General features: G+C 75.4%; 9 protein-coding genes. All 9 read right to left on the reverse strand.

Annotated features, from left to right (window positions below; all coding sequences use genetic code 11):
- On the reverse strand, nt 1-578 hold a 578-nt coding region (locus ADL22_RS05030), incomplete at its 3' end, for an N-acetylmuramoyl-L-alanine amidase (RefSeq protein WP_199836221.1).
- Nucleotides 578-2,347: a DUF6519 domain-containing protein gene (locus ADL22_RS05035; protein WP_066974185.1), complete on the reverse strand. Its 1,770-nt coding sequence runs from the start codon at nt 2,345-2,347 to the stop codon at nt 578-580. The genes ADL22_RS05035 and ADL22_RS05030, both read right to left, overlap by 1 nt.
- A 179-nt stretch (nt 2,348-2,526) precedes the next feature.
- Nucleotides 2,527-4,710 (reverse strand): hypothetical protein, encoded by a 2,184-nt coding sequence (locus ADL22_RS05040; protein WP_066974186.1) that lies wholly within the window; start codon nt 4,708-4,710, stop codon nt 2,527-2,529.
- Complete coding sequence (locus tag ADL22_RS05045) at nt 4,707-8,597, reverse strand: putative baseplate assembly protein (RefSeq protein ID WP_079063847.1); 3,891 nt, start codon at nt 8,595-8,597, stop codon at nt 4,707-4,709. The genes ADL22_RS05040 and ADL22_RS05045 overlap by 4 nt, the downstream gene beginning before the upstream one ends.
- Nucleotides 8,594-11,854, reverse strand: a complete 3,261-nt coding sequence (locus ADL22_RS05050; RefSeq protein WP_066974187.1) for a putative baseplate assembly protein — start codon at nt 11,852-11,854, stop codon at nt 8,594-8,596. Before ADL22_RS05050 ends, ADL22_RS05045 begins: the two co-directional genes overlap by 4 nt.
- Nucleotides 11,854-12,243 carry a GPW/gp25 family protein gene (locus ADL22_RS05055; RefSeq protein WP_066974188.1) on the reverse strand — a complete coding sequence of 130 codons (390 nt, stop codon included), beginning with the start codon at nt 12,241-12,243 and terminating at the stop codon, nt 11,854-11,856. Before ADL22_RS05055 ends, ADL22_RS05050 begins: the two co-directional genes overlap by 1 nt.
- On the reverse strand, nt 12,240-12,593 hold the full coding sequence (locus ADL22_RS05060) for a hypothetical protein (protein WP_324615506.1): 354 nt from the start codon (nt 12,591-12,593) through the stop codon (nt 12,240-12,242). Before ADL22_RS05060 ends, ADL22_RS05055 begins: the two co-directional genes overlap by 4 nt.
- Nucleotides 12,594-12,653: 60 nt before the next feature.
- Nucleotides 12,654-13,178, reverse strand: a complete 525-nt coding sequence (locus tag ADL22_RS05065; protein WP_066974191.1) for a phage baseplate assembly protein V — start codon at nt 13,176-13,178, stop codon at nt 12,654-12,656.
- 101 nt (nt 13,179-13,279) lie between these two features.
- Nucleotides 13,280-14,281 (reverse strand): hypothetical protein (locus tag ADL22_RS05070; RefSeq protein WP_066974190.1); only part of this gene is annotated, 1,002 nt, incomplete at its 5' end.

The raw sequence follows: 14,281 nt of genomic DNA on the forward strand, positions 1-14,281 counted from the left end.
GTGGCGATGCGTTGGCGGAGGATGGGCATGGGGAAGCCGCGGGGGTCGGTTTTGCCGGGTTGCCATTCCTTGTGGGCGATGACGGAGCGTTCGGTCCAGCCGTGGGCGCGGCAGAGGGCGGCGGCGGCCTTTTCCGCGGCCAGGAGTTGGGCCTCGGGCCAGGGGTCCTGGCCATCGCCCAGGTTGACGCACTCGAAGCCGTAGAAGTGGCGGTTGCCGTCGGTGTCGGCGAGGCGGACCGGGGGCAGCTCCTCCTCGTCGATCACCGCGTCGAGGACGTAGCGGTCGCCGAGGCCGGCGTGGTTGGCGCGGCCGTTGCCGACCAGGTGGACCTCGCCGGACTTGTCGATGACGCCGTGGCAGAGCGGCCCCGGCAGGTCAGGGCGGCCGTCGTAGCAGAGGTCCACCGAGGCGTCGGTGCCCTCGGTGGCGGTGTGGTGCACCACCACCCCGTGCACCGGCCCCCACGGGCCCTTGGTGTTGCGGTGGTGCCGTCGCCAGTCGCGGACCTCGTGGACGGTCAGCCCCTCGGCGCGGAGCGCGGCCAGCAGCCGGGTGCCGGTCAGGGGGTCCGCCATCAGCCCGCGCCCCCCGCCTCGCCGGCCCCGGACCCGGACTCCGACTCGGCCTCGTCCACCTGGGCCTCGGCCTCGGCGGTGGTTTGTGACCGGGGATTGACCGTGCTGGTGCCCGTACCGGTGCCGGTGCCGGTGCCGGTGGATGGGTTGGCCGGGCCGTCTGTGCCGCCGGTGGACAGGGTGCCGTCGCCGCCCGAGTTCGGGCCCGGAGCGGTCTCGCCGGCGCCCGGCTGGACGGCTGTCGCCAAGGGGCGGAAGGACAGGCGCAGGTCGGGGACGGCCTGTTCGCCGTGGACCCAGGCCAGCGGGGCGTAGTGGACGGCGATGCCGCCGGGGTGCTGGAGCAGGGGGCGGCGCGCGGTGTCGGTGGGCCATTCGACGCCGCCGGTCGCGGTACGGGCCGGGATCAGCCAGAAGTCGCCGGTGCGGTACCTGCCGCCGGGCTCGAAGTACACCTCCACGCCGTCCTCCAGCGGCAGCCAGCGGCCCTCCTCGACCGGCAGCGCGCCGTGCCGCAGCCGGCCCGGCCGGTCGCCGCGCCGGACCGTGCCGCGGCCGGGCTCCTGGTGGTCCCAGCGGCGCAGGAACGGATGGAGTTCGGGCCGCCGTCCCACGCCCGGCGCCGGCTCGTCCGAGAGCCGCACCCGGCGGCCGGGCAGGTCGACCTCCTCGACCCGCAGCAGCGGCGCCGCCTCGCCGCGGCTGGTGTACGCGGTGTCCACGAACTCGACCAGGTCGCCTACGTGGAGGGAGAGCTTGTCGTCGCCCCCGAGGGAGGCCAGTTCCACCCAGGTGCCGTCCAGGGTGTCGACGGGGAAGGTGACGGAGCCGTTCTCGCGGGACCACTTGAAGGTGGCCGGGCCCGAGTGGCCTCCATGGTCCGCCTGCCCCTCCGCTCCCGTCTGCCCGGCGGCCCCCGCGTCGTGGATCTCGACGCGGTAGAGCTGGTTCTCCGGGCCGCGGTAGCGGGACTCGGGGGCGACCAGGCAGGGGTCGTCGTCGGCGTGGTCGGGGCGTTCGCTGCGGGCCGCCAGACGGCTGGCAGGCGTGGCTGCCTTGCGGGCCCAGTCGGCGAAGGCGGTGCGGATGTCGCCGGCCGGCGGATTGTCGCCGTCCAGGCCCAGTTCGGAGGCCGGCAGCGGCAGTACCTGCCAGACCACCTTGGTGCGGGCCGCGGTGTCCGGCAGCGCGGCGCCCAGCGCCACCTCGCGCAGCGCCGGGTCCTCGGCGGCGGTCACCAGCCGCTCCCACACCTTGAGGTAGACGAGGTACGGGAAGTGGGTGGGGAGGCGGTCGGCGGGGCGCTCCGGGTCCCGGAAGGCGTCCGGCTGGTCCCAGTACGTCCAGGTCCGGGGAGTGGTGGGTGCGGCGGGCGCGGCCGGGGCGTCCGGGGTGTCCGCGTCCGGGGACTCGCCGTCGCGGCCCCCAGCGGCACCGGCAGTCGATACGGACGGCACCGACGGTACAGGCGTCCCCGCCCCCGGCCGGTCGGCGTCGCACAGGATGCCGTCGACGTAGTAGCGGCCGCCGCCGATGACCAGGTCGTCCAGTTCGTGCGGGCCGCCCCGCAGGTCGATCCTGAAGCCGGTGGCGCCCTGCGGGCCGCCGTGCGGGCCGATCAGGTCGGCGGCCAGGGTGCGGGCCTGGAACAGCTGGATCGCGGTCTGCTCGTTGGCGTCGGCGTCCAGCTGGACCCGGCCCTGCTGCGCCACCACGGCGGAGTAGTGGCGCTCCGGCCGGTGGGTGATGCGGGAGAGATCGGCGTGCATGGAAGGGGTCCCCCTCGTACGGGTGATGGCGGAAGCTGCGGCGGTCGGTGACGGCGGTCGGTTACGGCGGCCAATCGTGGCGGTCAGTCGTGGCGGTCAGTCGTGGCGGTCGGTTGTGCCGGTCGGGCACGGCGGCCAACAGGCGGTAAAAGTACGGCCGTTGACGCCCCCGGCGCCCCTCACGTCACAACCACCACCCCCGCCCCCACCCCCGCCGGTGTGTACTCCGCCAGACGGGCGCGGAGGCTGTCCATGCGCTGCGGCAGGTAAAGGTCGTGGTACGCGCCCATCTCCGCGCCGTCCTCCGCGCCGCGCCGGATCTCCTCGGGGCAGCCGTCCGCCAGCTGCGCGTACCACGGCGTGCCGTAGCGCGCGGAGCGCAGCAGCGGGCGGACCCGGGCGGCGTCCGCGGGGCCGGCCAGGTCCGGCTGGCAGCGGTAGCGGCGCGGGGTGCGGGAGCCGGGCGGGACGTAGCTGAAGCGGACGCAGCCGACCTGCCGGCGGGCGGTGTGCAGCCGGCCGGTGAACAGGCTGTTCTCGGCGAGCCGTACGGCGTGGACGTGCACCTCGCCGAGGACGGTGGTGCGGTGGACGGAGAGTTCGGCGTGCGCGTGGCGGCAGTCGGGGGCCGACAGGGCGGCCCGGTCGGTGCCGGTGGCGTCGAGGACGCTGTCGCGCAGGTGGATGAGGAGCGGGTCGGTGCCGACCTCGTCGCCGATGACCTCGATGGTGCCGAGAACGGTCCGGTCGATCTCGACGCAGGCGGTCGTCCGGTCCAGGACGAGGCTGGGCTCCTCCGGGGACGCGGGGTGGCACTCCGGTTCCAGGGACCAGCCGGGGACGAGGGTGCAGTGGCGCAGGACCAGCGCGCCCAGGGGGCCGGTGACGTTGAGGCCGCGCCCGGTGACGAGGAGGCCGTCCAGGACCATCCGGGGGCGTTCGCCGGGCGGGCAATCGCCGCCCAGGGCGCGGATGTTGAGGGCGTCGGGGCGGTTGCTGTACCAGTCCAGCAGGCGGATCACCGGGCGGGTGCCCTCGGCGGCGCGCAGCTGGAGCCGGTCGCCGGCTTCCAGGTCGAAGTCCAGCTGCTCCTGGTAGGCGCCGCTGTGGACGATCTCGATGATGCCTTCGGGGGCGCCGTTCCCGGCCCGCCGGTCGTGCCGCCAGGCCGCGTAGGCGTCCATGATGCGGCGGAACGGGGCGCCGGGGCCGACCCGGTAGACGGCGGCCTCCGGGCGGGCCGGCCGCCCGTCGGGTTCGCGCGGGTACTGGCCGCCGCCCAGGTCGTCGCCGAAGCCGTAGTGGTAGTCCACCCACACACCCTGCCGGGGCGCGGAGCGGGCGCCGAACGCGATCCGGCCCAGCTCCGGATCGACCGCGATCTGGCCGCGCCGGGGCCGGTAGCGCCAGGCGCTCAGGTCGGCGACGACGAGGTCGGCGAGCGGCACCGGGCGGTCCTCGCCGTCCCGGCGGATCACGAAGCTCTTGCCGGGCCCGTAGTAGTCCGCGAGCCGGTCGTGCAGCTGGCGGCGGGTGATCGGCGCGGGGACGTTGTCGACCGCGGCGAGGTGGGCGGCCGACGGCTCCGGCTCGGGGCGGGTCAGCAGCGGGGTGTCGTTGCCCAGGATGGAGAACGTGTAGAGGCTGCGGGCCCGGTCGAGGCAGTAGGCAGGGGAACGGGTCAGGGCGTAGGGCTTCAGGCGCCAGACGTACAGGGCGACGCCGGTGGGGGAGTAACCGCCTTGTGAACGGCGGGAGTTGGCGCGGCGGACGTCGGCGGTGCGGGGGAGCGTGCCGAACGGGCCGCCGGCCAGGTCCAGGGCCGCGCCGTCGCGGACGTCCACCAGCCGGCCCCGCGCGGCCCGCCGGGCGTCGGCGGCCCCGGTGGCCGACCCGTAGAGCCGTACCGGCTGGTGGTGGGTGACCAGCCGGGACAGCTCCACCGCCCGGGCCGGCCAGCCCGCCACGTCCGCCGACAGCTCCTCCAGCAGCGGCAGGGTGCCCTTGCGGCGCCGGTTGGCGACCGTGGCCGCCACATCGCGGCGCGGCGCCAGCGCCTCCGCCAGCCGCCGCCGGGAGGCGTCCGGCAGCCCGCCGTCCCGCAGCCCGGTGGCCAGCACCCGCTCGTAACCGGGCAGCGGGCGGTAGCCCACCAGATCGCCCAGATACGGCAGCACCCACTCCGCGGCGGTCTCCACGAACCAGTCGTCGTACTGCTGGGCGACACCGTCGCGGACCCGGTCCACCTGTTCGGCGATCACCGCCAGCAGCGCCCGCAGCGGCTCGCCCCGTTCGGCGTCGCGCAGCCGGTGCCAGCGCGGCAGCAGTTCCGCGAGGCCGTCCGGCTCCCGGCTCGTGGTCATCGGGTTACCTCCGTCAGGATCAGGGTGTCCGCGACCCGCGGCGAGAACAGCGCGAGCTGGGCCGGGCGGACGCCGCGGACGACGCGGACCGCGCGGCCCCGGGGCAGCGGGCGGGTGTCGGTGACATCGGGGTTCAGGCGCAACAGGTCGGCCAGGGAGATGCCGTAGCGGGCGGCGATGGCGGTCAGGGTCTCGCCGCCGTCCGCGGTGACCTCGTGGATCCGCTCCTCGAAGCGGGCCGGATGGGACGGTACGGAGGTGGCCGGGGGGCCGGTCAAATCGCTTGCCAGGGCGGCCAGTTGGGCCGGAGTGGCGGAAGCCGGGACGCCGGTGAAGGCGTCCACGTCCACGTAGTCCACCCCGGGCACCGCCTGGGCGGCGGCCAGCACCTCCGACAGCCGGGCCGGCCGGGCCAGCTCCCGTCCGTCGAAGCCCAGCCGGTCCAGCAGCGCCCGCCGGACCCGCGGCTCCACCAGCGGCCAGGAGTGGTCCGGCGCGACCTTGATCCGCGCCGCGCACAGCAGCAGCACCGGCTCCCGTACGTCCACCCGCACCGGCAGCCGGCCGTCCCCGTACTCCGCCAGCGCCGCCCGCAGCGCCCGCAGCACCTCCGCGTCCGGGGCGATCGGGATGTCGTCCACCCCGGCCACCGTCACGTGCAGCACCTGCCGCCGCCCGTCGAACACCTCGCGGGCCGCGGCCCGGCCGATGCCCGCCCGGGACCGCGCGAAGTCCTCGTAGTCCGCCAGCGACACCAGCCGGTCCAGGGCCGAGACCGCCAGCGGGACGGTGCGCCGGGTCAGCGCCGGGCCGTCCGCGTCCGCGCCGCCGATGGCCGGCTGCGGATTGGTGACGCCGGTGACGCCCAGCGGGCGGGTCACCGCCTGGGTGATCCGGTCCGCCGCGACGTTCGCGGCCCGGCCGGTGCCGAAGCGGTAGCGGGCCCGGACGTTGTCGTGGCCGGTCGGCAGCCGGGCGCCGTGCACGCCGTCCCCGAACGTCACCGTCGTCCGGCCGTCCCCGGTGGTGGCCGTCACGTACACCCGCTCATCGGGGCCGCGGCCGGCCAGGCTGTCCACCGGGTGCCAGCGCAGCCCGTCCACCCGGATCTCCAGCTCCGGTACGGCGCCCAGCGGGTTGTCGGCGGGCAGCCACGTCAGCGGGGACCGCCACAGCGCGAACGTCTGGTGGGCGCGCGCGGCGTCCCCGCTGCCGATCGCCTCGTCGCGGCTCTCACCGTGCGACGCCGGGACGACGTTGCCCTGGATCCGTACCGACTCCCGGCGGTAGCGGTGGGTCAGGCCGCGGGTCAGGGTCAGCGTGGTGTGCACCCGGTCGCCGGGCAGCGCCGGGTCCACGGTCTGCGCCACGCCCGCGATCACCGCCAGTTCGGTGCCGCGCACCCCCGCCACCCCCGGGATGTCGGTCCGCTCACCGGAGACCATCAGGAACCGGCCGGGCCGCAACCCCTCGTACAGTTCGGCGAGTTCGAGCCGGTCGCCGTGCACGTCCTCGCCCACCGGGTCGTCCGCCTGCGCCAGCTCCTGGCCCGCGGCGTGCACGGTGGTGCCCCGGATCGCGGACAGCGCCACATCGTGCTCGTCCAGCCACGGGTCGGCGAGGGTCAGCACGGTGCCCCGGCCGGTGATCCCGTACTGGGTGTGGACGGCCGTACGGACCGCCGTGACGCGGGTGGTGACGAACGCCAGCCGCTTGTCACCGGGGATGCCGTCCGGGCCGTCCGCGCCCTTGCCGGGCCGCTCGATGGCGACCCAGCCGCCGACCGCGATCCCGTCGTACACCCCGTCCAGCGCCAGTACGTGCCGGTCCGCCGGCGCCGGGACGGTGGCGATCCCGATCTCCACGGCGGGCGGTTCACCGCCGGCCGCCACCCGCACCGTCACCTCGTACTCGCCGTGCCGGACCTGCCGGTGCTCGCCGGGCGCCAGCCGCCAGGACTGCGGGGTGCCGTTGTCGACGGACACGTGGATCCGGCCGTCCTCGGCGGGCCGGGAGACGAACAGCGTCCGCTCCGGCAGACCGGCCAGCAGCCGCGCGGTGACCCCCGGCTCCTGCGAATCCACCGGGCGGCGCCCCAGCCAGCTCAGATCGTGGTCCGGGCCGGTGCGGGTGTGCAGCTCGACCCGGCCCGGCCCGAGCGGGAAGGAGGTGTCGGCGGGCAGATTCTCCACCCGCTGATCCGAACTCCCGGTCTCCAGATGCTGGAACTCCGCCCGCACCGGGACCTTCCCCGCCGTGTCGAACACCACCCGCACACTGGTCAGCGCCGCCCCGGTCAGCGGCCAGTCCGCGGTCCGCACGATCCGGCCCCGGTCGTCCTGTACGGGCTTGAGCGGGGCGGTCGCGCCGAACGGGGCGGCGGTGACCCGCATCGCCAGGAGGGCGCGCAGCACCGGCTCGTCCCCGGTGGCGCGCGGGCCGCCGGCCGGCACCGGGGCCGCGGCCCGCCGCCACGCCGGATACAGGCCGTCGGCGACCCGCGGGTCCAGGGCGGCCAGCAGCCGCGCGCCCAGCTCCGCGCCGGCGCCGAACGCCCGCGCCGGGTCCCCGGCCACGGCCCGGTCGGCGGCCGGCGGCCGCACCACCCGGGTCCGCAGCGCGGGCAGCACGGCGGCGAGGGCGGAGAGGGCCGGGGGGAGCGGGGGCTCGCCGGGCGCGGGGCCGGAGGCGGCAGGGGCGGCCCCCGGCGCGTTCACCGGCTCGCCGCCCAACTCCCCAGCCCGACAGGCCACTTCGCCCACCACCGCCTGCAGCTCCTCGAACCACGCGGCGACCTCCGGATATCCGGCCGCCACCGCCTGCGCCTCCGCCAGCCGCTCATGCGGCCCGGCCAGCCGCGCCGCCAGCGCGTCCGGGGAGGAGATCCCGCCCAGGTCCGCCCGCAGCGGCGCCAGCACCTGCGCGTCGAAGTCCGCCACGAACCGGCTCACCGGCCGCGGGTTGGGCGCCTGCGGTGTGGGCGGCGGCGGGTACTCCGGATCGTCCGGGTCGGTGGCCGGGGGCGGCTCGGTGATCCAGGCCCGCAGTTCGGCGATCAGCTCCGGCAGCGACGCGGGCGCCGCCTTCGGCAGCCCGAGCCGGGTCACCTCCGCCGCCGGGTCCGGCCGCACCGACGCCACCGGCAGCAGCACCCGCCGCGCCCCGAAGTCGAACAGCAGCCGGTCGCCGGTGGTCAGCCCGGTGGCCGTCCCGGCGACCAGCAGCTCCGGGCGGGTGGTCAGGTCGCCGGGGGTGAGCAGCGCGGGACGGCGGCGCCGGACCGCCAGCTCGTTCCACGACCAGCGCGCGGTCAGGTCCTCGTCGGTCTCGAAGGTCTGCGACTCCTCACCGGGCCCGGCCGGCACGCTGTGGCTACGCGCCCCGCGCGGGATCGGCACCGGTACGTCCCCGGCCCGCGGATCGCGGTCCACGGTGTAGGCGAGGTACGTGTCGGCGGCGACCCCCGGGCGCGGCCGGTGCCCCACCAGCCGGCCCAGCAGCGCCAGCGAACGGTGCTCGGTCGCGGTCCGCAGATACCCCTCGTCGGCGATCCGCTCGCTGTGGAACGTCAGCAGGTCGCCGAGGACGGCCCAGGCGTCCAGCAGCCCGATGGACGGATCGTCCGGTGTGCGGACGGTCAGCCCGCGCAGCGCCGGGTACGCGGGCGAGGCGAGCCGGTCGAGCATCGCGGCGAGGAACGAAGCGTGGTCCCCGACGCGGTAGTCCAGGGCGGTGCGGCCCGGCGGGTTGTAGAGCGCGGGGTCGGCCCGGCGCTCGTCGTGCCCGCCGCCGTCCCGGCCCGTACCGGACCCGCCCGTACCGCACCCGCCCGTACCGCCGCAGCCGCACCCGCAGCCGCTCCTGCCCGCCGTCCCGTGCTCCGTCACCGCGCACCCCCGAAGTCGATGGCCAGCCGGCCGTTCTCGGGCCGGTCCGGGTCGTTGTCGCAGCGGGCGATCTCCAGCGGCCCCAGCCCCAGCACCCCCGCCTCCCGTTCCCCGCGGTCCTCGTGGAACATCCGCCGCAGCCGGGTCACCGCCACGGAGCGGACGCCCGGCACCGCCGCGGCCACCGCCACCAGCCGGCTCAGCCGCACCGGCTCCCCGAACGTCAGCGCGTCCGGATGGAAGAAGCCCCGCCGCCCGCCGGGCAGCGCCCGCGCCCCCAGCACCCGGTACAGTTCCGCCAGGATCTGCCCGTGCTGGTGCCCCGGCTCGGCGCACACCGCCAGCGCCACGTCCAGCGGCACCCACCGGGCCGGCTGGACCACCACGTCGTGGCCGATCCGGCGGTGGCGCTCCAGCGCGCCGCCCACCGCGTCCAGCAGCGCCGGCGGCGGATCCGCCGTCCCATACGCGTCGATCGCCACCCGGGCCTCCTGGACGGCGCCGGTCCACCGGATCTCCGCCGCCGCCCGCTGGACACCCGGCAGCGCGCCGGCCAGCGCCGCGTAGTCCTCCGCGGTGACCGCCCGCAGCCGGGTCCGCTTCAGGTCCAGCGGCGCCAACTGCCGTACCTGCTCGACCGGTTCGGGCGCCGTGCCGCCGACCGCGGGCAGCGGATTGCGCACCCCGGCGACCGGCAGCGGCGCCGCCGCCTCCGACTCCTCCGGGTCGCGCCGCAGGACGAGATGGCCGATCGCCTCGGCGCCTACGTTGCCGGCCGGGCCGCCGCCGATCCGGTAGCGCACGGCCAGCCGGGTGCCGGGTACCGGGCGCGCGCCGTAGCGGCCGTCGCCGAACCGCAGCGCCAGCCGCCCGTCGTCCGCCAGCTCCCCGACCAGATGCCGGTCGCGCGGGCCGCTGCGGAGCAGATCGCGGCGGGGGAGCCAGACGGCGGCCTCGTCTCCCTCGTCGGACGCTTCATCCGGCAGCTCGTACACGCGGACCGCCGGCAGCGCCTCGCGCGGATCCTGGCGGACGGCCGCCGCCGGGCCGTGCAGCACCGGCTCGTCCGGATGCAGCCCGGCCGCGTACGACGGGCCCCAGGTCTGCGCGATCTCCCAGGCGGTCCGCCCGTCCAGCACCGTGCCGGCCCGGGCGCGCGCGGTCAGCACCGCCAGCCTGCGCAGTTTGCCGTCCAGCAGCCGCGGGGCGCGGTGCAGCAGCGCGCGCAGCGCCCGCACCGGATGCCGGGACAGCTCCAGGCCCTCCAGGGCCTTCGGGCCGAACAGCACGGTCAGTTCGGCGATCTCCGCCATGTCCAGCCCGTCCCGGTCCCGCGCCGACCGCCACAGCTCCAGCAGCCGCGCCCGCATCCGCTCCGGGATCGCCGCCAGGCGCTCCGCCTGCCCGGCCGCGACATGCTCCGGACGCGGGAACGGCACCGCCTGCACGACCGGCGAACGGTCCAGCACCGGCCGGAAGCGCGGCACGATCCCCGGGTACACCGACTGCGCCAGCAACGTCCGCACCGCCGCCGCCTGGGCGTACGCCGTACCCGGTACGACCCGCTCGGCGCGCAGCCCGGCCGACTCCAGGCCGACCCCGGCCCGCGTGGCGGCCTCCTCGCCCACCACGGCGAACAGCCGCCGCACGTCGGCGGGGCTCAACTCCCGTCCGCTCTCGGCCCGTTCGATCAGCGCGGTGAGCAGCCGCCCGGCCTCGTTCTCACCGTGCCCGCCGTCCCAGCAGCCGAACGCGGGCGGATCGCAGGACGCCAGGACCGCCGGGTCGGGCGGCACGGTGACGGTCTCCGGATGCCCGTCCTCGGTGTCCAGGGTCCGGCCGTGGTCCACCAGGACGACGTTCCCCCGGGCCACGCTCACGTCCTCCACCGGCGCGCAGTCCTGGCCACCCCGGGTGGTCAGCCGCAGCGGGAACGCCAGCGCGTCCTCGGCGGCCCAGGTGACCTCCAGTACGGGTTGGCCGACGAGCCGGTCCACGGCGGGGGTGACGGACGTCAGCCGCACCACCTGGCGGTGGGCCGGGTCCTGGTCGCCCGGGGTGCCGGTGCGGGGGCCCTTGACCTCCTCGAAGAGGAGGAGGTCGCCGGGGGAGAGGGAGAGGTGGCGGGGGCGGTTTTCGAGGGCCGCGTCGTTGTCGTTCCGGGCGGCGTCGCCGTGCTCAGGGCCGCCGCCCGTCGCGTCCTCGTCCGCCCACCCGTCCACCAGCGTCGCCGCCGTGGCCCCCTTGGGCAGGCCGCACACCTCGCCGCCCCAGGTCCACAGCCGGATGGTGTTGTGCCGGGGCAGCAGCCGCAGCGGCGCGTCCCGTACCACCGGCTCGAAGACCTCCAGCGAGCCGCGCTCGGCCAGCACCGCCAGCTCCCGGTCGTCGATCACCGTCCCGATCTCCGGCCGGTCGCGCGGCCCGAACGTGCGGTAGTCCACCGCCGCGAAGCGGAACGTCCCCGGCAGCAGCGTCAGTTCGCCCACCACCCGCACCGCCACGAACGCCCGCGCGGTGCACCCGTCGTGCATCGGGTAGTCGATGAGCCGGACGTGCCGCCGCACCGACACCCGGCGCCGGGCGGTGTCCAGATACGCCTCGGTGGCCACCGCGTCCTGCTGGTAGCTGATCCGGTCGGCGGTGGCGGCCAGCAGCTCCACCAGCGTCGTGCCGAGGTCGGCGGGGTTCCGCTCCACCCACTCCGGGGTCGTCAGCCGCAGCCGGTCCAGGACGACCTGCCGGAGCGTGGCGTAGTCGCGGGCCGTGTAGTCGATGACGGGCGCGGCGGCCCGGAACGCCTCCGGCAGCCGTTCGCCACCGGGGCCCGGGTCGTCTTCCGCCACGCAGTCGAACGGTGTCGGGCAGTCCGGCCGGAACGAGAACTCCGCCGAGAAATACCGCTGGTCGAAGCCCGGGAACGGCTCGGTGCCCGGCCGCCCGTACGGATCGGTCTCCACCACCGAGAGGCGGTACGGCGAGAGGTCCCCGGCCCGGTCCAGCGTCACCACCAGCCGGTCGTCCAGCTCCGGGTCCTCCTCCCGCTCGACCGCGATCTCCAGCGCCTCGATGCCGGTGATCCGCCGCCCGCCGTCGATCCGGACGTTCTCCGGGCGCAGCCCGTGCGGCGCCTTGCCCAGGAACGTGACGGTCAGCGTCCGCCCGTCCCCGGAGACCTCCACCTCGTCCACGCCGTTGCGCCGCGCCCGGCGGATCCGCTCCCGCCGGCCGGCGCCGCGCGTACCGCTGCCGCTCATCACTCCGCTCCCCGCCCCTCGAACACCTCGTCGCGGCGGGCCCCGGTGGCGCGCACCACGTACTGGAGCGACACCCGCACCGCGTTCCCCTCGCTGACCACGTCCAGCGACTCCACCTCGATCAGCTCGCCCAGCCAGCGCTGCAGCGCCGCCTGGACGGAGAGTTCGAGGGCGGAGGCCAGCTCCGGGCTGTTCGGCGTGAAGACCAGGTCCAGCAGCCCGCACCCGAAGTCCGGCCGCATCACCCGCTCCCCGGGCCCGGTGAACAGCAACTGCTCGATCAGACCCCGTACATGCGCGTCGTAACGGGCGTGCGCGGTCCGCCCGCGCCGGTCGATCCGGTACGGGAACGCGATATCGGTCCGCGCCCGCTGCGCCGCCGGCCTCATCCGCACACCACCGCCTGCCGCGCCCCGGAGCCGGCCTGGCCCGGCGCGACCACGGGCGGCCCCTGCGGGACCAGCCCGGCGCCGAAACACATCCCCGCCGTGGTGTCCAGCAGCACCGGTACGCCGTCCACGCACACCTCCCGGCCCGCGCCGCCCGGATCCCACCGGACGCTCGTACAGGGCTGCGGCCGGCCCGCGACGGCATGCGGGCATCCGGTCACCAGGTAGGTGTCGGTGGCGGTGGCCACCGGTGCGCCGTCGACCTGGACCGCGGCCCCGCCGGAGCCGCTGCCGCAGCTGCCGCCGCCGGACGCGGCCGGTACCGCCCGTCCGCCGTGCGGACACGCCACGGCCAATCCGCCGTGAAGGACATTCCCGCTCGCCATCTGCCCTGCCTCCCCCGCTTGTGGTCAGTGCTTCTTCCGTACGGTCAGCCGGCCGTCGTTCACATCGACCTGCTCACCGGAGACCGAAATCGACGCCCCGAGACCATTACTGATATGCACGCCGGTCGCGTCGATCCGCACATACGCCCCGCCCGGGGCCTGCAGCAGAATTCCCTCGGTGGGCACGTCCGACATCACGATCTTGTGTTTCCCCGGCGTCTGGATCACCACCGGATGCGAAATCGCCGGATCCCGCTGCGCGTCCTCCGGCAATTCGTCCCGCCGCCCGTACCAACACCCCACCCACACCGGAAAACTGGGGTCCCCCTGCTCGAACTCCACCCACACCCCGGCCCCGACCGAGGGCACCACCACCTGCCCGGCCCGTTCCCCGGTGAACGGAAAGCAGGGCAGCGCCCACGTCGACACCTCGTCCCCCAGCACATCCGGGACCTGGACCTTCAACCGCCCGACTCCCATCGGGTCGTCATTCGCCGCCACCCGGCCCCGGAATTTGCCGAGAAAGCGATTGTTCGGTGCAGCAGCCATAGCCATACGGGGCGTCTCTCCTCAGTTTCCTTCGCGGACTTGGCGGACGGGTACGGGCGGGCGTTGGTGGTACGGGCGGGCTTTGGGTGCGATGGGGCTGCCTACGGCCGAACGGTGGTGCCGCGGGCGATCAGCCCCTCCCTCGACAGCGTGAAATTCTGCGTATACGAACCGGGCCGCAGATTGTGCGTCACGCTCTTCACGTAGTAATCCCCGTCGTACGTGACCCCGGAGCCCCGAACACCCACCAACTCCCGTGGCCGCAGCACATATCCGTGCCGCGTGACATCCAGCGAACCGGACCCGGAAATCGCGTCCGCGCTGGTCGCGGCCCGTCCCAGCGCCTCCGCTTTCGCCAGCCCCTCGTCCATCTTCGCCGTCCCGCTCAGCGTCTTCCGCTTGAGCGCCGGTGACGCGCGCAGCCCCAGCGGCGGCCGCAGCGGACTGATATCCGGCTGCGCCAGCAGCGGCGCCTGCCGCGTCACGGGATCCTGCACGCGCGCCTGCGGCTCCTCCCGCGCGGTCCCGTCGTACGCGAACGTCAGCTGATCGACGGTGGAATTCGCGTCCATATTCACATTCAGCGCGTGCTGCCGCTGCCCCAGCCGCTGCTCCGGCCCCCAGAAGGCCGTCGACCGCCCCGGCACCGGCCCCGGCTCCAGATAGAACGTGTAACCGTTCGCCCGCGCCAGGTCATTCACATACTGCAAGTCCGTCCCCGTCTGGTAATCCACCCGGACCTGCTCCCGCGGCGGCTGAGGAATCTGCTCCCGAATGATCCGCGTATCGATCCCGTAATCGGCGTACTTGCCGAGAATCCGCTCGACCCGCTGCGACGGCGCCAGATTCGGATACCGGTCCGTCCGCTCCTCCAGATCCATCAGCAGCGTCAGATCCTCCCCGGTCACGGTGAGCGTCGACTGCCCGGGATGATTGCTGCTCCCCACCTCCTGCCGGACGATCACCCCGTCCAGCAGCACCACCGGCGTCCCCTTGACCGAGACGGTGACGATGACCCGGGTCTTGGGATCGAAAAACCCCTCCGGCAGCAACCGCTCGACAATCGCCCCCTTCTTCGTCAGATCGAACGCCAGCTGAAACCC

The organism is Streptomyces sp. NRRL F-4489 (genome assembly GCF_001509485.1).
GTDB lineage: Bacteria > Actinomycetota > Actinomycetes > Streptomycetales > Streptomycetaceae > Streptomyces.